17 protein-coding genes are annotated in these 21,032 nt (G+C 33.9%); 14 read left to right on the top strand and 3 right to left on the bottom strand.

Translation table 11 applies throughout. The features are described from left to right. The first annotated feature begins 12 nt into the window (after positions 1 to 12). The 3 genes from xth (at position 13) to ROY99_04520 (ending at position 4,046) form a co-directional block, all read left to right on the top strand. Positions 13 to 783 (top strand): exodeoxyribonuclease III, encoded by a 771-nt coding sequence (gene xth / locus ROY99_04510; GenBank protein ID MDT3695631.1) that lies wholly within the window; start codon positions 13 to 15, stop codon positions 781 to 783. A gap of 279 nt (positions 784 to 1,062) precedes the next feature. Continuing rightward, positions 1,063 to 3,000, top strand: coding sequence for a PAS domain-containing sensor histidine kinase (locus tag ROY99_04515; protein MDT3695632.1), 1,938 nt, complete (start codon positions 1,063 to 1,065; stop codon positions 2,998 to 3,000). A 158-nt stretch (positions 3,001 to 3,158) separates the two neighbouring features. Continuing rightward, a complete protein-coding gene (locus tag ROY99_04520) occupies positions 3,159 to 4,046 on the top strand; it encodes a rhodanese-related sulfurtransferase (GenBank protein MDT3695633.1) in 888 nt (295 codons plus the stop codon). Between the two features lie 67 nt (positions 4,047 to 4,113). Here the strand turns inward: ROY99_04520 and ROY99_04525 are convergent, their stop codons facing one another. After that, the gene (locus ROY99_04525; GenBank protein ID MDT3695634.1) at positions 4,114 to 4,944 is read right to left on the bottom strand and encodes a DUF2911 domain-containing protein; all 831 of its coding nucleotides are present in this window, start codon (positions 4,942 to 4,944) and stop codon (positions 4,114 to 4,116) included. Positions 4,945 to 5,039: 95 nt separating this feature from the next. Here ROY99_04525 and ROY99_04530 point away from each other — a divergent pair, with 95 nt between their 5' ends. Then, positions 5,040 to 5,582 (top strand): hypothetical protein, encoded by a 543-nt coding sequence (locus ROY99_04530; GenBank protein MDT3695635.1) that lies wholly within the window; start codon positions 5,040 to 5,042, stop codon positions 5,580 to 5,582. A gap of 37 nt (positions 5,583 to 5,619) precedes the next feature. Continuing rightward, positions 5,620 to 6,438, top strand: a complete 819-nt coding sequence (locus ROY99_04535; protein MDT3695636.1) for a TonB family protein — start codon at positions 5,620 to 5,622, stop codon at positions 6,436 to 6,438. A gap of 9 nt (positions 6,439 to 6,447) precedes the next feature. On the opposite strand, the gene ROY99_04540 is transcribed toward ROY99_04535, so the two are convergent. Continuing rightward, positions 6,448 to 7,584, bottom strand: a complete 1,137-nt coding sequence (locus ROY99_04540) for a 4-phosphoerythronate dehydrogenase (protein MDT3695637.1) — start codon at positions 7,582 to 7,584, stop codon at positions 6,448 to 6,450. Positions 7,585 to 7,725: 141 nt separating this feature from the next. Between ROY99_04540 and mgtE the strand changes: the two genes are divergently transcribed. The 7 genes from mgtE (at position 7,726) to gmd (ending at position 15,688) form a co-directional block, all read left to right on the top strand. Continuing rightward, positions 7,726 to 9,105, top strand: a complete 1,380-nt coding sequence (gene mgtE, locus ROY99_04545; GenBank protein MDT3695638.1) for a magnesium transporter — start codon at positions 7,726 to 7,728, stop codon at positions 9,103 to 9,105. A gap of 92 nt (positions 9,106 to 9,197) precedes the next feature. Further along, positions 9,198 to 10,079, top strand: coding sequence for a glucose-1-phosphate thymidylyltransferase RfbA (gene rfbA, locus ROY99_04550; GenBank protein ID MDT3695639.1), 882 nt, complete (start codon positions 9,198 to 9,200; stop codon positions 10,077 to 10,079). A 4-nt stretch (positions 10,080 to 10,083) separates the two neighbouring features. Further along, positions 10,084 to 10,632, top strand: coding sequence for a dTDP-4-dehydrorhamnose 3,5-epimerase (rfbC, locus tag ROY99_04555; protein ID MDT3695640.1), 549 nt, complete (start codon positions 10,084 to 10,086; stop codon positions 10,630 to 10,632). Between the two features lie 23 nt (positions 10,633 to 10,655). Next, complete coding sequence (locus tag ROY99_04560; protein ID MDT3695641.1) at positions 10,656 to 11,822, top strand: DegT/DnrJ/EryC1/StrS family aminotransferase; 1,167 nt, start codon at positions 10,656 to 10,658, stop codon at positions 11,820 to 11,822. A gap of 9 nt (positions 11,823 to 11,831) precedes the next feature. Continuing rightward, the gene (locus ROY99_04565) at positions 11,832 to 13,484 is read left to right on the top strand and encodes a hypothetical protein (GenBank protein MDT3695642.1); all 1,653 of its coding nucleotides are present in this window, start codon (positions 11,832 to 11,834) and stop codon (positions 13,482 to 13,484) included. A 14-nt stretch (positions 13,485 to 13,498) separates the two neighbouring features. Then, a complete protein-coding gene (locus ROY99_04570) occupies positions 13,499 to 14,446 on the top strand; it encodes a GDP-L-fucose synthase (protein ID MDT3695643.1) in 948 nt (315 codons plus the stop codon). A 114-nt stretch (positions 14,447 to 14,560) separates the two neighbouring features. Continuing rightward, positions 14,561 to 15,688 carry a GDP-mannose 4,6-dehydratase gene (gene gmd / locus ROY99_04575; protein MDT3695644.1) on the top strand — a complete coding sequence of 376 codons (1,128 nt, stop codon included), beginning with the start codon at positions 14,561 to 14,563 and terminating at the stop codon, positions 15,686 to 15,688. Positions 15,689 to 15,696: 8 nt separating this feature from the next. Here gmd and ROY99_04580 read toward each other — a convergent pair whose 3' ends face one another. Next, positions 15,697 to 18,159: a glycoside hydrolase family 9 protein gene (locus ROY99_04580; protein MDT3695645.1), complete on the bottom strand. Its 2,463-nt coding sequence runs from the start codon at positions 18,157 to 18,159 to the stop codon at positions 15,697 to 15,699. A 168-nt stretch (positions 18,160 to 18,327) separates the two neighbouring features. On the opposite strand from ROY99_04580, the gene pepT reads away from it, so the two are divergent. Together pepT and ROY99_04590 are read left to right on the top strand one after the other, a co-directional pair. Beyond that, positions 18,328 to 19,575: a peptidase T gene (pepT, locus tag ROY99_04585; GenBank protein MDT3695646.1), complete on the top strand. Its 1,248-nt coding sequence runs from the start codon at positions 18,328 to 18,330 to the stop codon at positions 19,573 to 19,575. A gap of 154 nt (positions 19,576 to 19,729) precedes the next feature. Next, positions 19,730 to 20,995, top strand: coding sequence for a peptidase U32 family protein (locus ROY99_04590; GenBank protein MDT3695647.1), 1,266 nt, complete (start codon positions 19,730 to 19,732; stop codon positions 20,993 to 20,995). Positions 20,996 to 21,032 lie beyond the last annotated feature (37 nt).

The raw sequence follows: 21,032 nt of genomic DNA on the forward strand, positions 1-21,032 counted from the left end.
GGGACTGTTTTTATGCGTATTCTTTCATGGAATGTTAATGGCATTCGTGCAATACAAAAAAAAGGGTTTGTTGATTGGTTTTTGACTGAAGATCCTTACATACTTTGTTTGCAGGAAACTAAAGCTGCACCTGAACAACTTTCTGAAGAACTGTTAAATATAAACGGATATAAATCATATTTCACTTCTTCCAAAGTTAAAAAGGGCTACAGTGGTGTTGCAATCTACACCAAACAAGAGCCGATTAAAGTTGAGCATGGTTTTGGCATTCCAAAGTTTGATGATGAAGGAAGAATTATAATAGCGGATTACAAAGATTTTGTTTTGCTTAACATTTACTATCCAAATGGAAAGATGAATAAGGAACGATTACAATATAAAATGGATTTTTATGACGCATTTCTGAAATATGCAAATAAGCTGGTTAAGAAAGGAAAAAATCTTGTTATTTGTGGTGATGTTAATACTGCACACAAAGAAATTGATTTAGCCAGACCAAAAGAAAATTCCAATGTATCCGGATTTCTGCCTATCGAAAGAGAATGGTTGGATAAGTTCATTTCAAATGGTTATCAGGATACTTTTAGAATGTTTAATGACGAACCGGATAATTATACTTGGTGGGATCAGTTAACACGTGCCCGCGATAGAAATGTTGGCTGGAGAATCGACTACTTTTTTGTGAGTGATAATTTTAAGAATAATGTAAAAGATGCTTTTATTATGCCGGATGTTATGGGGTCAGATCACTGTCCGGTTGGAATTGACATTAAGCTTAAATAACAGTTCAGAATTTACGCCACAAATTTGTGTACTAAGCAGCAGATAATAATCTGAAAAGTGAAAGATAAGAATTACTTTTTTGAGTGTTAATCACCGACAATCTGCACAAGATTGATTAAAAATTGACATAATTCTAAAATAATTACAGTAATCTGTTCCGAAAATAACTAATTTTCTTATATTATAGTTAGAATAATACGGCACTTTAATTGTTGTAATTATTAGGTTTATTGTTTTCCTTATAAAGTGTAATTTCTTAAAATTAACAGTCAGGAGTAAATGAGATCTAAATCTCAAAAACTGCAATTAAGGCTCACAATTGAATTTGCATTGTTCTTTATCGTAGTAGCAGTCTTCATCTTTGTATATTTTACCAGAAAATTTGAAGACCAGATAAACGAAAAATATGCCTATAAAGCTGATGTGTTTATCAACTTTTTTAAACAAAGCCCGAGTTCTTTTACTGATAAAGAGTTTACTGATAAAGAAGCGATTTCTAATTTACTTCAATTAAATGGGGCAGTTTATTTAGTTATTGAAAAACCCAGCGGAGAAGTATTAGATGCCATTAACTTAGATATTGCTGAAAATAACCTTTATGTACTTTCTAAATCTCAGAAGGAAGGGATTTCTCAGGACGAAAAAGTGTATCGAGTTGCACTGCCTGTTGAGAGGGAGAAAGTTACCGGAAAAATCTATGTTGGATTTGATTCGGGCGACGATGCGCATAAGATTCTTAAAAATCGAATGTTGACTGCATTATTCAGTTTATCAATTCTGATGGCTGGGATAGTTTTCACTTATTTCTTAAGCTCGATTTCTTTCCGACCTTTAGCAAAAATATTTAAAGCACTTGACTCGGCAAATATTTCTGCAGAACTAAAAGGCAAAAAGATCAGCAAAAAAAATGAGTTGAGAGTTCTTGAAGACCGTGTTAATATTCTGCTGGGTGAACTTGATAGATCAAGCGGTGAAGTTGAATCATTAAACAAAAAACTACACGATGTATTCAAAGACAAAATTGCAGAGTTAAATTTTGAAATTAACCAACGAAAGAAAGCTGAAATCCTGCTTCAAAAAAGCGAAGAACAATTCAGACTTGTATTTCAGAACGCTCCTATCGGTATAGTTATTATATCTACAGAAGGGAAAATTATAAGTGTTAACAGATCTTTTTGTAATACTGTTGGGTTTGAACGTGATGAAATAATCGGGGTTCCTGTTAAATACTTATTTGAAAAAAATGACCTCGAAGGTTTTGATATAGAATCACTTGAATATAATGGAAAACCAATTGCCGATATCCACACAGAAAAAACTTTGTTAAAAAAAGAAGGAAAAGAGATTAATGTTATAGTAAAATTAGTTTCGGTTCTGGATGAAAAGAATAAAGTTAAACATTATGTGATGCAGCTTTTAGATATCACTGAAATAAAGAGAGTTCAGCAAGAACTTGTTGAAGCACTAAGGAAAGCTGAAGAATCCGATAGATTAAAATCAGCCTTTCTTGCGCAGATGTCACACGAGATCAGGACTCCGCTTAATGTTATCCTGACTTCAATACCATTGCTTGCTGATGAAATCTCGAGCAAGGACGAAGAATTGAAAATTATTCTTGATTCTGTTAAAAGTGCAGGAAGGCGGTTACAAAGAACAATAGATATGATATTAAATATGTCTTCTGTTCAAAGCGGAAATTACAAACCAACTTTTGAAAAATTTGATTTAATAGAAGATCTTAAAAAGTTGATTAATGAATTTAAATCCTTAAGTGACGATAAAGGACTTGAGTTGAAGTTTACTCATTCAATAGTTAATTCATTAATTGTTGCTGATAGATATACTGTAAATCAGATATTTCAAAACCTGATTAATAACGCAATTAAATATACATTAAAAGGTTATGTTGAGGTATTTGTAAGATATGAGAATAATAATAAAATAAGAGTTGAAATACGTGATAGTGGTATTGGAATGAGTGAAGAATACCGTAAAAAATTATTTACACCTTTTTCTCAGGAAGATGTTGGATACAAAAGAGAGTTTGAAGGAAATGGATTAGGATTAGCATTAGTAAAAAAATATGTGGAGTTAAATAAAGCTGAAATTAACGTTGAAAGTGAAAAGAGTATCGGGTCTGTTTTTTCTGTTACATTTGATCTTAGTGTTAATTTTGAAAATGACTCTCAAATCAAAAAGTATTCTCAATATCAATAAACTGATAAAATATCTTACCGTAAAAAAATTATTCCGCTTATCTGTAATTCTTAAAATATTATATTTGTAGCACCGATTACTAAAATTCACTTTAAATTTTTAGAAGTATAATTACTAAAACTATACAAACAGAATCTTATAATTGAGTATAAATTAATATGAGTAAATACAGGATAGTCTCTTTTTACAAATATGTAACTATTGATGATCCGGAAGCTTTAGCAAAGAAACACCTTTCCTGGTGTATTGAAAACGAACTTAAAGGAAAAGTTTATCTTGCTAAAGAAGGAATTAATGGTTCGATATTTGGTAATAATAACAAAATAGAAAAATATAAAAACCACTTATCCCTCTATCCGATGTTTTCAGACATTTGGTTTAAAGAAACACCAACTGATGAAATAGCTTTTACTAAAATGCACGTCAGAGTAAAATCAGAGATTGTTAATTCAGGGTTAGAAAGCACTTCACTGGAGCATACTGCACCAAAAATTACACCTGAACAATTACTGAAATTTTATGAAGATAAAAAAGATTTTATAATTGTTGATGCACGAAACTGGTACGAAAGCAAGATCGGGAAATTTAAAAATGCTATCACACCACAGATAACTCATTTTAGAGAGTGGCCCAAGGTTGTTGAGTCATTAAATCAATACAAAGACAAAACAATTATTACGTACTGCACCGGCGGTATAAGATGTGAAAAAGCATCAGCGTATATGAGAGAGCAGGGCTTTAATAATGTTTATCAGATTGACGGCGGTATTTTAAACTATATTCAGAAATTTCCAGATACTTACTGGCAAGGCGGTATGTTTGTATTCGATGACAGGAGAGTATTTGAACCAAATACAAAAGAAGAACTTAAATATACAGCAAACTGCCACTTTTGCGGCAAGCCGACAGCATATCATATTAATTGTCATAATCTTGATTGCGATAAAATTATTGTATGCTGCCATGAATGTAAGATTATAAATGAATATTGCTGCAGTGATAAATGCAGGGCAAGTTCAAATAAAAGAAAAACCTTTTATGGATAAGTTTATATTTATGCGTCTCTGCCTTTAATAATCAGATGCAAAGACGCATAATTACAATTACAAAGAATTACTTTTTCCAATCAGCTAATAATTTTTTCATGTTTTCAAAATCAAAAGGCGGATTTTTCAATCTGCTGCCGAAATCAATTGCTTTTTCCATTGTAGAAATTGCCTCAGATTTCTTATTCATCTTTGCATAATATTGTGCCAGTAAACTCATATTAGAATAGTTCTGAGTAATCAAAGTAGATGCCTGAATCCAGTTAAAACCTTCATCAAGATTTATATTTTGCTGCAAACAGTAATTTGCTGCTGATGAAAGTGTTCGCCAGTCAACGGTATTGCGGGCGTTTTGCAAAACTAAATCCTGAGTGTTGATATTGATTTTAAATGGAACTTTAAGTTTTTCCCAAATCAAATTTACAATTGCAGAATTATCTGTTACATCAGTAATTGTAAATGCCATTCGTTCAGTGAAGGGATTTGATTCGGGTTTTACTTTTATTCTTAATACTTCTTTATCCGGATTAAAAGCCGGACTATCATCAACCTTTGTATCTTTGCTAAAAATAATTTCCCACTCATTTTTATTTGGTATTGTGTGGATACCGTAAGTCCCTGCCGGTAACTCAGTTCCATTAATATTTACTGCTTCAGAAAAAGTAATTGTTGTTGCTTCATTTGCACCAGTTCTCCAAACCTGTCCAAAAGGAACAAGTTCGCCCCAGATTACCCTTTCCTTAACACCTGGTGAACTGTAATCAATTGTAATTTTTGTAATACCCACAAACTGAGAAACAGTTGCATCCGGACTTGGACGTGGTGTTTTGAAACCTTGTGCATATACTGAGAGTGTCATTACTGCCAGTATAGACAACACAAATAAGATTTTTTTCATAAATGTCCCTTCCTTTAATTTATATTTTGAACGATTAGTATGGATTAGTTAATTTCAATACCAAGTTAATTATCATTTTTTATTTATGCAATTCAATGGATAACGAGTTTAAAAAAGAAATTGAACAAAGTCTGAAGAAATCAAAACCTCACACCAAAGTTGATGAAATTAAAAGATGGATCCCGAGCATTATTATTCTCCCGATTGCAATTTATTGGATATTGAATAGGGGAGAATATGGCTTACTGGATAATATTGATCTTGTAATTCACGAAGCAGGACATCTTTTCTTTAAATTTTTTGGAAAATATATCTACACTCTTGGCGGAACTTTAATGCAGATAATTCTTCCTTCAATTATTTTCTTTTATTTTTTCAGAAGCGAGTACAGAACCGGGATGCAGTTTTCATTGCTCTGGCTTGGACAAAATTTTATTAACATATCTGTTTATGCTGCTGATGCCCAGGCTCAAAGATTACCTTTGCTTGGCGGAAACAGAGTTTATCACGATTGGCATTACCTGCTTGGTGAAATCGGATTGCTTCAGTATGATGCTGAAGTGGGATATTTATTTTTCGGAATTGCAATTGCAATTTTTATTGTTGTGATAATAATGCCTCTAATTACTCAAAATTAAATATTATCTTTTGCCTCAAAAAATTAACGGATATTAATTGAAAAAGATTTTTCTTCTATTATTATTAATAATTATTCAAAATAATCTGTTTGCTCAGCAGGATACTGTAAAAACGTTTTTCCCAAACGGAAAACCCGAAGCGATTGTGGTTTATAATGGCGATCAGCGGCAGGGAGAAGCTTTATTTTACTGGGAAAACGGTAATCTTAAAGAGAGAAGAAACTATGTGAATGACAAAGTGTTTGGAACGGTTACTGTATATTATGAAAATGGAAAAATAAAGGAACTATATAGTATTGAAGATGGAAAAAGAGATGGACCCGCAGCTTATTATGATTCACTTGGTAATGTAGTCGAAGATGTGATCTTTGAAGATGGAGTAAGAAAAGGACAGGAGTTTTTACTTGTTGGTGAATATCGGGAAGAAGATTATCAGAAACTTTTAGCAGAATGGAAAGAAAGACAAAGCAATAAAAAGAAAGATGCCAACGAACTTAATCTTCCACCCATTGAAGATGATAAGATAAATATGGATGATGATCCTGCATATCTGCTTAGCCCGGAAATTATGCCTGAGCCGATTGGAGGAATGCATACTATTTACAAAAGACTTGTTTATCCAATCGAAGCGAAAAAGAATAAAATAGAAGGCACTGTAAAAGTGATGGCTTTTATTGAAAAGAATGGCGAAGTCTCTTCTGCTCAGGTTGTTGAGGGCATTGGTTATGGTTGTGATGAGAATGCAAGACTATCGGTTTACTACACAAGATTTAAACCCGGGCTGCAAAAAGGCAAAAGAGTTAAAGTTCAGATGATAATACCTGTTGAGTTTAAATTAGATGGTTCAAAGGAATAAGATTTTATATTAAATAATCTTAAATCTTAATTCTGCTAAAACTGATTTGATCGTCTCATTCAGATTTGTGCTTTTGATTTTATAGTTATTATATTCTCTTCTTACCGGATAGTATTTCCTTTGATTATCAAACTCATTTATAATATTTGAACTACTCATTCCTGCCATTTTTCTCATCCTTTTGTCATCATCAGCTATCGGATAAATTTCAGATATAAGCTGATTCATGGAATCCTCAAACCGTGTAGAAAAATTTATTTCGATAACAGGATTCTGTAGTACAGGGAGCTGAAAATCGTATTGTTTATCAACATTCAGAAATTTACAAAGTGAGTCATAGATCATGATTGTTCCATTTGCCTTTCCTTCATAAGAATATCCTGCAATATGTGGCGTAGCAATATCCGCTCTATCTAATAATTCCAGGTTTACTTCCGGTTCATTTTCCCAGACATCAAGAACAGTAATTATTTTTTTATTTCTAAGGGTTTCAATTAAATCATTGTTGTTTATTACTGCTCCGCGTGAAGTATTAATAAGAATAGTGTTTTCTTTAAGTTTGTCAAGCTTATCTTTATTGATGAGATGCAAAGTACTATCAATACCGCTAAGATTTAATGGAGTATGAAGGGTGATAATATCACATTTAAGGATTTCATTTAGCGAAACAAATTTTCTTGGATCTCCGCCTCTTTCAAGCGGCGGATCGTTTAAGAAAACTCTCATCCCAAGAGATTCTGAAAAATGTGCGACTTTGCTGCCAACATTACCTACCCCAACTATTCCGATTGATTTATCTTTAAGGTTAAAATTAAATTTAACACTTAGATAAAAAAGTGAAGCAACAACATATTCAGCAACAGAAAAAGCATTACAGCCCTGTGCATCTGCAAAAGCAATTTTGTTTTTTTTAAGATAATTCAAATCAACATGATCTGTTCCGATTGTTGCAGTACCGGTAAATTTTATATTAGTATTTCTAAGTAAGCCTTCATCAACCTTAGTGATAGATCGAACAATAAGAATGTCAGCATTTTTTAGAAGTTGATTTGAAATAAAACGTCCGGGAACAGTTTCAACGATTCCTAAATGGCTGAAAGCTTTTTCGGCAAACAAAATATTTTCATCAATAATAATTTTCAGCATATTTTTTTAGTTCTGATCTATAATAACAAAATTTTTAATTGGGATTTGCACATATTCAAACTATTTTTGCAAACCAATTAAGTCAACAAAATTAATTTACATGTAAAAACAAATTGTTTTTCCTAAAATAAGGATTTTCTGATGCTAAGCAGACTTTTACAACCTGAAATCCAGTCTCTGATAGAGGAGAGACAGCTTAGCATTCTTAAAGAAATTCTTTTAGAGTGGACTCCAGCCGATATTGCTGAACTTCTTATTGATCTTCCAGAAAAAGACCGGGTTATCATCTTTCGTTTGCTTTCTAAAGAACTTGCTGCTGATACATTTGAGTATATGGATTTTGATACTCAGATGGAATTGCTGAAGCTAATGGGTAAAGAAGAAAGCGCCGTTATCCTGAACGAAATGGATCCCGATGACCGTACCTGGTTGTTTGAGGAATTACCGGCATCTGCTGCCAAACAATTACTTCAGCTGCTTTCACCTGATGAAAGGAAAATTGCAGTACAACTGCTCGGATATCCGGAAAATTCAGTTGGAAGGCTGATGACGCCTGATTACATTGCCGTAAAACCTTCATACTCAATCCAGGAAACTTTAGACTACATACGCGAACACGGACAAAACAAAGAAACATTAAACATAGTTTATGTTGTTGATGAAAAAGGAAAGTTGATTGATGATATTAAGATAAAAGATTTTCTTCTTGCACCATTAAATCAAACAGTATCTGATTTGATGACAGAAAACTTTGTTGCATTACATGTTTATGATGATCAGGAAACTGCTGTTGAAGCATTTAAAAAATATGATAGAGTTGCTTTGCCTGTTGTAGATAGAGCCGGAATTCTGATAGGAATAGTAACTGTTGATGACGTATTTGACATAGCTGAAGAAGAAGCAACAGAAGATATGCACAAGCAGGCAGCTATGGAAGCTCTTGATGAACCTTACTCTTCGATTCCATTATTAGAGATGATAAAAAAACGTGCCGGCTGGCTGGCAGTTTTATTTCTGGGAGAAATGTTTACGGCTTCAGCAATGGCTTTCTTTGAAGACGAAATAGCTAAGGCAGTTATACTGGCAATGTTTGTTCCGCTGATAATTTCCAGCGGCGGTAACTCAGGTTCACAAGCGGCAACGCTTGTAGTACGTGCAATGGCACTTGGTGAAGTTACAATTAAAGACTGGTTTTTTGTTATCAGGCGCGAACTTATAACAGGACTGACATTGGGTTCTATATTAGCAGTTATTGGCTTTTTAAGGATTTTTGTCTGGCAAATGGCTTCGCATATTTATGGAGAGCATTGGTTCTTTGTTGCGCTTACTGTATCTACTTCTCTGGTTGGTGTTGTAATGTGGGGTACAATTACCGGCTCAATGCTTCCGTTTATATTAAAAAAATTTGGTTTTGACCCCGCATCATCTTCTGCACCGTTTGTTGCTACTCTTGTGGATGTTACAGGATTAGTAATTTATTTTTCAGTAGCAATTTTTATACTAAGCGGCAGACTTTTATAGAGAAGTTTGCTGTTTTCCTGGTAAAATATTAAGAATCGTAAACTTATTATTTTTATATTTACACCGTTATAAATTATCCAAAAAGTAATAATGTGAGTAAGAAAAAAATAACAAAAGGAATAATCTTAGCCGGCGGCTCAGGTTCAAGATTATATCCGATAACAAAAGTTTACAGCAAACAATTAGCATTAATTTATGATAAGCCGCTTATCTATTATCCCCTTTCTATCCTGATGCTCGGAGGAATAAAAGATGTTTTAATTATTTCGAATGAAGAAACAATACCATTATATAAGCAGTTATTTAACAGCGGTAACACAATAGGAATGAACATACAATATGCAGTTCAACCAGCACCAAATGGAATTGCAGAAGCATTTATAATAGGAGAAGAATTTATTGGTGATGATAATGTTTGTTTGGTTCTTGGTGATAACATCTTTTACGGCGATTTGACTTTTTTTTATGAAGCAATAGAAAAAAACACCGGTGCTACAATTTTTGGTTATCAGGTAACAGATCCCGAAAGGTATGGGATAGTTGAGTTTGATAAACAAGGAAAGGCAATTTCAATTGAGGAGAAACCATTAAAACCTAAATCACAATATGCTGTACCCGGACTTTATATTTACAACAGTGATGTTGTAAATATTTCAAAAAATTTAAAACCTTCTGCTCGCGGTGAGCTGGAAATCTCCGATGTAAACCGAATATATCTTGAAAAAGGTGAGCTATACGTAGAAAAAATAGGCAGAGGAATTGCCTGGCTGGATACAGGAACGCCAGAAGCACTATTACAAGCATCAAACTTTTTTGGAGTAATTGAAGACAGACAAGGATTAAAAGTAGCTTGTATTGAGGAGATTGCTTTTAATAAAGGATTTATAAATAAAGAGCAGTTTAGAGAGTTAACTAATTCGATTCCTAAATCGTTATATAAAGATTATCTTGAAAAAATATTGAAAGAGGGATAAGTAATTGGAGGTTATAAAAACAGAGTTTCCCGGTTTATTTTTGATCAAACCTAAAGTATTTGGTGATATAAGAGGATACTTTTTTGAAAGCTACAATAAAGATGTCTATCATAAAGCTGGAATAGATTTCCATTTTGTTCAGGATAATATTTCTAAATCAAAAAAGAATACTATAAGGGGACTTCATTATCAGATTGGCAACAAAGCACAGGGTAAATTGTGTCAGGTAATCTCTGGCAAAGTGCTGGATGTTGCAGTAGATATACGATTTGGTTCACCTACATTTGGAAAATATTTTGCTTCAGAATTAACTGAAGAAAATCACACCCAACTCTGGATTCCGCCCGGATTTGCTCATGGCTTTTCTGTTTTATCAGACGAAGCAATTTTTTCATATAAATGTACTGAACTTTATTGTAAAGAACTCGAAAGAGCAATTTTATACAATGACCAGCAGCTGAACATTGATTGGAAAGTTAACGCTCCGCTTGTTTCTGAAAAGGATTTACAGGCAAAGTTATTCAAAGAAATCAATAAAGACTTCATCTATTAATTTGTATTCAAAAAGGAAATTATATGCAAGTTCCGTTGTTAGATCTTAAACTTCAATACCAGTCATTAAAAAAAGAGCTTGATGAAGCTATTATAAAAGTAGCTGAATCACAGTACTTTATTCTTGGACCTGAAGTAACAAGTATGGAAAAAGAATTTTGCAGCTATCTTGGCTGTAAACATGCACTTGGTGTTTCATCCGGTACTGATGCTCTTCTATTAGCTCTGATGGCTGTTGACATAAAACCCGGTGATGAAGTTATCGTACCAACATATTCATTCTTTGCAACTGCTGGAGTTGTTTCAAGATTATTTGCTGTTCCGGTTTTTGTTGAGAACGATCCTGTTACATTTAATATTGATCCAAAAGACTTTGAAAGAAAAATTACTGCAAAAACAAAGGCTGTAATCCCTGTTCATCTTTATGGTCAGAGTGCTGAGATGGATGAAATAATGAAGATTGCAAAATCTCATAATCTTATCGTTATTGAAGATGCTGCTCAGGCAATCGGCACACAATATAAAGATGGAAGATTTGTTGGAACAATAGGTGATATCGGATGCTTTTCATTTTTTCCCAGCAAGAATCTCGGCTGTTATGGTGATGGAGGCTTGATTACAACTAATAATGATAAGCTCGCAAAAATCCTTACTATTAAAAGAGTGCACGGCGGTGAACCTAAATATTATCACAAAGTAATCGGCGGTAATTTCAGAATTGATGCTTTACAGGCAGCAGTGTTGAGAGTTAAACTTCCACATTTGGATAAATGGTCTGAGAAAAGAAGACAGAATGCAAATCGCTATACACAATTATTTAAGGACGCCGGCCTGGCAGAAGAAACAGGAAAAACATCCTTCGATTCTAAAAATAAAGTGTTGCTGCCTAAAGCTGTTTATGATTTAGCAAGTGTGAAAAATTATCATATCTACAATCAATATATCATCAGGATTGAAAACAGAGATGCTGCGAGAGAATTCTTAACTAAAAATGAAATCGGAACAGAAATATATTATCCGGTTCCTTTTCATTTACAGGAATGTTTTAATGAGCTTGGTTATAAAAAAGGAGATTTTCCCGTATCAGAATTTGCGGCAGATAAATCCTTAGCTTTACCAATATTCCCTGAGTTAAGTGATGATCAACTTGTGTATGTAGTTGAAACTTTAAAAAAGTTTTTCAATAAGTAAAAGTATCTTATGTTAAAAAAGATATTTCTGTCACTGCTATTTAGTTTTATCACATTTGCACAGGTGGTTTATGAGCCGCTGCACAAAGATATTTATTCATTCCTCGCAAGACTTAGCCAAAAATCTGTTATTGAGTTTAACGATCAGATAAGACCTGTTAGCAGAAAATATATCGCTCAAAAACTAATTGAAGTTACCGGAAAATCTGATAAACTGACTTCATTGGAGAAGGATGAATTAGACTTTTACAGCAAAGATTTTCGTTTTGAATTTGATCTGCTGAAAAATATTAAGGAAGATTCTTCAGGAATTTTATTTTTCAGATATGATAAATCAGAAAGATTAAGGCTATTCAGTTTTAATAATAATTTCTTCAGATTAAATATAAGCCCGATACTTGGTTTACAAATTGGTACTCGTGACAATGAAAAGCTAACCCATATATGGAATGGAATTGCCACTTACGGCTACATTGATAAATATATCGGGTTTAGTTTTGATTTCAGAGACAATACTGAAACCGGTAAAACAATAGATAAGTTAAAACAGTTTACACCAATAACAGGCGTCGAAGCAAAATCGGATTTAACTACCCCGGTTTTTCCTCCGGATAAAATGGAGTATAGTAAAATAAACGCTGTAGTTGCAACTGAATGGGATTGGGGATCGTTTGCAGTTGGTAAAGATTTAATGGAGTGGGGTTATGGTAAAAGCGGATTGCTGGTTCTATCACAAAAAGCTCCCTCATTCGGATTTATAAGATTGGATGTTAAACCTGTTGATTGGCTCAGGTTTAATTATTTGCACGGCTGGTTATCATCAACAGTATTGGACTCTAACACAATAATTCATAATCTATCAGGCGGCATCAGTTTTTCATTTATTGATAAGTTTATTGCTTCCCACACATTGACAGTTACACCACTAAAAGGATTGGATATTTCACTTGGAGAATCGATCGTTTATGATAAAAAGCTTGAACTTTTATACTTAATGCCAATAATGTTTTTCCGGTTAGCAGATCATCAGCTAAGCCATCAGTTAAACGCTGCCGGAAGCAATGCGCAAATGTTTTTTGGAATAAGTTCAAGGGGTAACATAACAAATACTCATTTGTACGGAACATTATTTATTGATGAAATAACAATCAGCGGTTTATTTGATTCATACAAACAGCGTAATCAATTTGGGTTTACTCTTGGTGGTTCGGTTACTGACTTGCCGATAGAGAATCTGACTGCAACAATTGAATTCACAAAAATATATCCGTTCGTTTACCGGCATTATATTCAAACAACAGATTATCAAAGCTCTGGATATTTGCTTGGTCATTGGATGGGACACAATTCTGATCTGATTTATGGATCACTCAACTATAGATTTATAAGAGGTCTGCAGGCTACAGTATGGGCTCAGTACATCCGTAAAGGTGAAAACGGAAATGTTCAGCAGCAGTACATTATTCAGCCGCAGCCGCCGTTTTTATTTGGCTTGCGAAAAAACTATTCTTACTTTGGAGCTGAAATAAAGTATGAATACACACACGAATTGTTTGGAAAATTACAATATCAAAGGACAAATTCTTCTTTGCAGCAAGATGATTTAAGTTTTGCTGATAAAGTATTAAATGAGTTTTATTTCTCAATTTATTATGGTTTATAATTTTGATAAATGACTTGAAAAATAAAAAGACTTACATTGCCGGTCATAATGGTATGGTTGGCTCAGCTATTTATAAAGTGTTGGTATCATCCGGTTATAAAAACATTGTTACCAAAGACTTCTCACAATTAGATTTAAGAAACCAATCAGATGTTTTAAAATTTTTCGAGACAGAAAAACCGGAAGTTGTTATTATTGCTGCAGCAAAGGTTGGTGGAATATTAGCTAACAATACTTATCGAGCAGAATTTATTTATGATAATCTGATGATAGAATCAAATCTTATTCATTCATCTTACTTAAATAAAGTTGAGAAACTTGTTTTTCTCGGAAGTTCGTGCATTTATCCAAAACTAGCTCCTCAGCCTTTGAAAGAAGAGTATTTGCTTACTGACACTCTTGAATTTACAAATGAGCCTTATGCAATTGCAAAAATAGCCGGAATTAAATTGTGTGAAAATTATTATCGTCAGTATGGATGTAATTTTATTTCTGCAATGCCGACTAATCTCTATGGACCAAACGATAATTTTAATCTTGAGACTTCACATGTTCTTCCGGCACTTATAAAAAAATTCCATGAAGCAAAAGTAAAAAATGAAAAGGAAGTTGTAATCTGGGGTTCAGGCAAGCCTCTTCGTGAATTTTTATTTGTAGAAGATCTTGCTGGTGCGATTTTGTTTTTAATGGAGAATGTAAACTCAGAAGATCTTTATGGAAAAGGAATCACTCATTTAAATATCGGAACCGGAAAAGATATTTCTATTAATGATCTTGCAAAAATGATAGCTGAGATTATTGGATATAAAGGCAGTATTAATCACGATACATCAAAACCGGATGGAACTCTTCGCAAGCTTCTGGATGTTTCGCGGATAAATTCACTAGGGTGGCGGTATAAGACTGAACTGCAAGATGGAATTGATAAGACTTATAACTGGTTTTTAAGTAAATTTGCTTAGTGAATAGAACACGGATTGAACTGATCAAAGGGATTTTCACGGGTTAGAAAATCAATTTAAATCGGTTTTATCAGTTAAATCAATGTCCCATTATTTTAATCAAAAGTTGAAGATATGAAAAGAGCATTAATAACAGGAATAACAGGACAAGATGGAAGCTACTTAACAGAAATCCTTCTTGAAAAAGGATATGAAGTTCACGGAATTATCAGGAGAAGCAGCTCTTTTAATACCGGAAGAATAGATCATCTTTACAACGATCCTGAAATTCTTAATAAGAAATTGTTTCTTCATTACGGCGATCTTGTTGATACAAGCAATCTGAACAGATTACTTGAAAAAATTCAGCCTGATGAAATATATAATCTTGCTGCACAAAGTCATGTTAAAGTTTCGTTTGAAGTTCCTGATTACACCGGACAAGTGGATGCACTTGGCACGCTAAGATTCCTGGATGCAATAAGAGAAGTAGGATTAAGAACAGTAAAATTCTATCAGGCATCAACAAGTGAATTGTATGGTAAAGTTCAGGAAATTCCACAAACTGAAAAGACGCCTTTCTATCCTCGTTCACCGTATGGCGTTGCAAAGCTTTATGGTTTTTGGATAATTGTAAATTATCGCGAAGCTTACGATCTGTTTGCCTGTAACGGAATTTTGTTCAATCACGAGTCACCGAGAAGAGGTGAAACATTTGTAACCAGAAAAATTACTCGTGCTGCATCCAGAATTGCAGCCGGGATGCAGCAAAGTATTTCGCTTGGAAATCTTAATGCTAAAAGAGATTGGGGATATGCTCCTGAATATTGCGAAGGAATGTGGAGAATACTTCAGTATAAGCAAGCTGAGGATTTTGTTCTTGCAACCGGTCAAACTAATACCGTTAGAAAATTTGTTGAACATAGTTTTAATCACCTTGGAATTGAGTTGGAATGGAAGGGAAAAGGAATTAATGAAAAAGGTGTTATCAGCAGTGTAGATTTCAACAAAGCCAGAGCTTTGATTGATTACAGAAAAAACTCTAAGTTTTATAAATATGATTTTACCACAAAACTTAAGAAGGGCAAAGTTGTTGTTACGGTTGATAAAAATTATTACCGACCTACAGAAGTTGATTTGTTGATAGGCAATCCGTTAAAAGCAAAAAAATTACTTGGCTGGAAAGCAAAAACAAAGTTTGAAGATCTGGTAAAGCTGATGATAAAATCCGATATGGATAAAGTGTTAAAAAGAGGATTTTAGATTCTGTGTTAAATCTTTATCAAATCAAATTTATAGCCTTTAGATTTTAGATTTTTGATAAGTTCTTCAAGTCTGTTATAAAATTTATCGGTTCGTTCAGGGCTTGTTCCGAAATGGATTAGAATATTTGTCCCGTTTAATCCATATTTATTTTCGAAGCTGATAATACTGTTAAAGATTTCGTCACTTGAACGATATTGTTTCCCCATCGAAGGAATTGTATAATCTGCGTTTGAAATGATTCCCGGAGTAAAATTGATTATCTTTATACCAATTTCATTTGCCCAGACAGATATCGTATCGTTATACCATTCATAAGGAGGAAGAAAAATTGAAGATTGACTTTTACTTACTCCAGCTTGATCTAAAGCCCTATAATTATTTTTCAGATCAGTTAGAAATTCTTTTTTTGTGATCAATGTGGAATCCCTCTTTTCCCAATCTGCATATAACAAATGTTTGTCCGAATGAGGACCGACATAATGACCATCGTTTTTCAATTCTTTTATTAATTCAAGATGAGATCTTACAAAATTTCCTGTAAAGAAAAAGTTTGCCTTAACATTTTCATCTCTTAAAGTTTTCATTATAATTTTTGCACCGTCATCAAATTCGTGTGCACTGAAAATAAGATGCACTTCTTTTTGTGTAGTATCGGTTTTAATAATTCCGCCATGATTGATAACAAAACTATCATAAGATTTATTCCCTTTGTTCTGAAGCGCTGACAAGTAGTAAGTTAAGCTTGCTGTTCCATCCATTGTTGGTTCATTAGTTGAGTAATCTCCATAATCATCGTGATAAACAACATAATTGTTTTGAAATTGTTCATATTCATCCGGGCTGTAAAGCTGTATCCCAATAAGTTTATTATAGATAGTTGCGTAAACCGGACCATCAACCAGCCCGCCAGTAATCGGATAATTATAAAGATGTGTAAAAGCAGAATGAGGATCAGATGGATAATCACCATTTGCCGGCAATCCGACTATCATACTTGTGCCCCACGGATTACATCCAAACAGCCAATCGCGTAATGAAGCTTCCATTTCAAGATAGTCTTCATTACCCGAAATCTCATTATACAATCTGCATTGAGTAAGTATTGCGGAAACTAAATTATTAGAACACCAGATAAACGGGATACCTATTTGGAACGGATTATCAATACCGCGCTGATAAACTGAATCAATTCCTCTTTTCATAAACGATAAAAAAATTTCTTTTGAAGCATTAAGATCATTCTCAGCCAACAAGTAATGACCAAGATTAACGAAAGGATACCATTGATAATGCCTTGCAGTATCAGCTCCCATCCACGGGGTAATCTGCTCGCTTACTCCAAAATTAATTGCATCAGATAAATAATTATCATCACCCGAAACATTAAATAATTGCACAGCAGCAAGTTCCATATCATCAACAAAGTTATCTTCTTCATAAAAATAAGGTGATACACAAGGTGCCGTCTGGCAAGCTCCGGGATTGTTCTTTCCGGTTATATACGCATCTTTAGATTTTTGATAAAATGTTTCAGACAATTCAGGATAATATTTACCAAGCAATTCTGCGGCTAAAGAAAACACAGAAGAAAACTTGCCTGCAGTTGAAGCAAGTCCCGTTGCCCTGTTCTGATATTTAAAAACTCCCTGCGGCTTTCCGGTTGCAAAATAAACAGGTCTTTCCAATCCTTTTCCATAACTTGTTGTATCTTCAGTTGGCAGTCTAAATCCGCGATGATCTCTGTCATCAGCAATCTGATTAAACATAACATCTTTTTCGGGATTCATTTTCATCAGCCAGTCAACTCCCCATTTTGCTTCATCAAGAATATCAGGAATTCCATTTGAAGCCTTGTTTCCATCTTTGTCATACTTATCGCCAAATGCTTCCGGATTTTTTGAATATGCGAATAACATCTGATAAGCTGCATTTGCAGATGTTGTAACATACTGCAAGTAATCAGAAGCATCGTGCCAGCCGCCGACAACATTGATAAAAGTTGAATCAAGCGCCGGATGATAAATTATAAATCCATCGTGAGTGTGACAGGAATCTTTTAAAAAGGGATTGTAACCACATCTTTGCTGACGCATATAGTTGAGCAGAAAATCAGCAGTTCCGTTATACACATCATCATCAATTCTGAAAGAAGGGGATTTAATTCCATTGCATTCGATATAAAACGCGCCTTGTATTTCAAACTCAGAAAAATCTAATCTTGCTGTTGAATTAAAAGACCATTGCGTACCGAAAGATTTTATTTTATTCGATGTAAAAACTATCTGCTCTGTCAGCGCATCCTTTATTGAAAAGTTTTCAGGTAATTTAAATTCTTTGCTGATAAAGACTGCAGCTTTAATTGATTTAGTTAAATAGCCAAGTTGGTTTATTCTTATCCAGCTCTTTTGGTCCTGCGGATAATTATTTACTATTATAAAAAAGAGCAGAAGCAAAATGATTTTTTTCATATCAAATAAATGTTTTGTTGCAGTTAAATTACAAAAGAAGCTGCATTATTCCTTAAACAAAGCATAATTTGTTTTTGCCTTCAGAAAGATTAAAGTTAATTTTGTAATAAAATATTATTGTACTATGCAAACAGAAATTTTTGCTCAAATTTAAATACCGGAGGTTTTATGTTCGACTCTAATTATAAATTTACTTGTGTTGAAAGATTTTTAAAGTATGTGAAATACGATACTCAATCTGATGAAGATTCCACTTCGTTTCCATCAACTGAAAAACAAAAAATTCTTTCAAAAGATCTAGCTGAAGAATTAAAGCAGATTGGATTAAAAGATGCACATATGGATGAATGGGGTTATGTAATGGCAACTCTTCCATCTAACACAAATAAAAAAGTTGATCCAATTGCTTTTATCTCTCACGTAGATACATCACCAGCTGTATCGGGAAAAGATGTTAAGCCAATGATAAGAAAAAATTATCAGGGTGGAGACATTAAACTTGAACATGGCGGCTGGGTAATTAAAGTTGATGAAAATCCGTATTTAAAAGAAGTGATAGGATACGACTTAATAACAACTGATGGTTCAACGCTGTTAGGCGCTGATAATAAAGCAGGTGTTGCTGAAATTATGGATGCAATCAATTATCTGTTAACTCATCCTGAAGTAAAACATGGCGATATCAAAGTATGCTTTACACCGGATGAAGAAGTGGGAAGGGGAACTGAAAAGATTGATCTGAAAAAACTTGGTGCAAAGTATGCTTATACTATTGATGGATCATGCAGAGGCGAACTTGAAACAGAAACTTTTTCTGCAGATGCTGTTGTAATAAAATTCTTCGGAAAAAATATCCATCCCGGTTATGCAAAAAATGTGATGATAAACTCTATTAAAATTGCATCCCGTTTTATTGAAAAACTTCCTAAGGATAGTCTTTCACCTGAAACCACAGAAGGACGTGAAGGTTATGTTCATTGCGGTGCTTTTAACGGGAATGAAGAATTAACAACATTGAAATTTATTATTCGTGATTTTGAAACACCAAAGCTTAAGGAGTACGAAGAATTATTAAAGAAAATTGCTGAAGATACAGTTAAAGAGTTCCCAGGTTCAAAGCTTGAGTTTCAGGTAATTGAGCAATATAGAAATATGAAGGAAGTTCTCGACAATCATAAACACGTTACTCAATATGCTATAGAGGCAATGGAACGACTTGGAATAAAACCGATTATGCATCCGATTCGCGGAGGTACGGATGGTTCTCGTTTATCTTTTATGGGATTACCAACGCCAAATATTTTTGCCGGTGAGCAGAGTTTCCATTCGCAGATCGAATGGGTTGCGGTTCAGGATATGGAAATGGCTGTTAAAACAATTGTTGAAGTTGCAAAAGTCTGGGAAGAAAAAGCTTAGGAAATTTGAAGATAATTGTTGCGCGATTTTTATAGGTTAATATCTGCTCTTATTAATCAGAAAAATCTGAAGAACTTGAAGTTATCTATTGCAGAAAAGCTGAATAATTTGACTTAGTCTTTTGTTAATTAAAATTCTTATAGAAACTTTCTTGATGAAAACTCAAAAGAGAAATGATTCAAATAACATAACAGACAGCCGGCTCCCAATCCCCAGCCGACCTCCGGAGTTAATGGCGCCTGCCGGAGACTGGACGATGCTGCGTGCAGCAGTAAATAACGGTGCTGATGCAGTCTATTTTGGTTTGGATAAACTAAATATGCGTGCAAAAGCAAAAAACTTTACTCTTGATGATCTGAAAGAACTTACTTCTTACTGCAAAGAAAATAATGTTACTACATACCTCACATTAAATACAATTGTTTTTGAAGAAGAACTTGAAGAACTTGAAGAAATAATTGTTGCAGCAAAAGAAAACAAAGTAGATCGAATAATCTGCTCTGATCTAGCAGCGGCTGACTTATGTTTTAAACATCAGATGCCGTTTTGTATCTCAACTCAAAGCTCAATTTCAAATTCACTTGCTGCTGATGTTTATAAAAGAATGGGTGCTGTAAGAATAGTTCTTGCGCGTGAATGTTCACTTGAAGAGATAAAAAAAATTCGTAAAAAGACCGATCTAGAGATAGAGACTTTTATCCATGGAGCAATGTGCATTGCAATAAGTGGAAGATGTTTTATGAGTCACCATCTTTTTGGTAAGAGTGCAAACCGCGGTGAATGTGTTCAGCCGTGCAGAAGAGAGTATGAAGTTTATGATTCCGCTGCAAAAAAATCACTTCTCATTGGTGAGGATTATGTAATGTCTCCACAAGATCTTTGTACAATCGAATTTATTGATAAGTTGATTGAAGCGGGCATTGACTCTTTTAAAATCGAAGGGAGAAAACGGGCACCTGAATATGTTGCAAAGTCTGTATCTGCATATCGTCAGGCTATTGATCTTTACTTTGAAGGAAAGCTTACCGCTGCAAAGAAAAAAGAGTTGCTTACAGAACTTGAAAAAGTTTATAACCGAGGTTTTTCATCAGGATTTTATTTCAGTGTCCCAAGCTCTGAAGAATATGCCGGAGTTGAAGGAAGTAAAGCGACGACCAGAAAATCTTATGTTGGTAAAGTTCTTAATTACTTTAAAGAAATTGGGATTGCACATATACTGATTGAATCAGGTCAGATAAAAATTGAAGATGAGTTGTTGATTATGGGCGAAACTACCGGAGTTCTTGAACTTAAACTTGAAAAAATTGTTGTTAATGATAAAGAGGGTCAAACTGCAAATCGCGGCGATGAAGTTACTTTTAAAACTCCTTCATTGGTAAGGAGAAATGATAGAGTGTATTTGATTGAACAAGTCGTTTAGAAAATACTAGAGTCTTAAAACAGAATTATTTGAAAAG

This window comes from Ignavibacterium sp., from assembly GCA_032027145.1.
Taxonomy (GTDB): domain Bacteria; phylum Bacteroidota; class Ignavibacteria; order Ignavibacteriales; family Ignavibacteriaceae; genus IGN3.

Bases quoted from the DNA above. Each gene is read 5' to 3' on its own strand.
- xth (MDT3695631.1), top strand. From the start codon at position 13: ATGCGTATTCTTTCATGGAATGTTAATGGCATTCGTGCAATACAAAAA.
- ROY99_04515 (MDT3695632.1), top strand. From the start codon at position 1,063: ATGAGATCTAAATCTCAAAAACTGCAATTAAGGCTCACAATTGAATTT.
- ROY99_04520 (MDT3695633.1), top strand. From the start codon at position 3,159: ATGAGTAAATACAGGATAGTCTCTTTTTACAAATATGTAACTATTGAT.
- ROY99_04525 (MDT3695634.1), bottom strand. From the start codon at position 4,944: ATGAAAAAAATCTTATTTGTGTTGTCTATACTGGCAGTAATGACACTC.
- ROY99_04530 (MDT3695635.1), top strand. From the start codon at position 5,040: ATGGATAACGAGTTTAAAAAAGAAATTGAACAAAGTCTGAAGAAATCA.
- ROY99_04540 (MDT3695637.1), bottom strand. From the start codon at position 7,584: ATGCTGAAAATTATTATTGATGAAAATATTTTGTTTGCCGAAAAAGCT.
- mgtE (MDT3695638.1), top strand. From the start codon at position 7,726: ATGCTAAGCAGACTTTTACAACCTGAAATCCAGTCTCTGATAGAGGAG.
- ROY99_04560 (MDT3695641.1), top strand. From the start codon at position 10,656: ATGCAAGTTCCGTTGTTAGATCTTAAACTTCAATACCAGTCATTAAAA.
- ROY99_04565 (MDT3695642.1), top strand. From the start codon at position 11,832: ATGTTAAAAAAGATATTTCTGTCACTGCTATTTAGTTTTATCACATTT.
- gmd (MDT3695644.1), top strand. From the start codon at position 14,561: ATGAAAAGAGCATTAATAACAGGAATAACAGGACAAGATGGAAGCTAC.
- ROY99_04580 (MDT3695645.1), bottom strand. From the start codon at position 18,159: ATGAAAAAAATCATTTTGCTTCTGCTCTTTTTTATAATAGTAAATAAT.
- pepT (MDT3695646.1), top strand. From the start codon at position 18,328: ATGTTCGACTCTAATTATAAATTTACTTGTGTTGAAAGATTTTTAAAG.
- ROY99_04590 (MDT3695647.1), top strand. From the start codon at position 19,730: ATGAAAACTCAAAAGAGAAATGATTCAAATAACATAACAGACAGCCGG.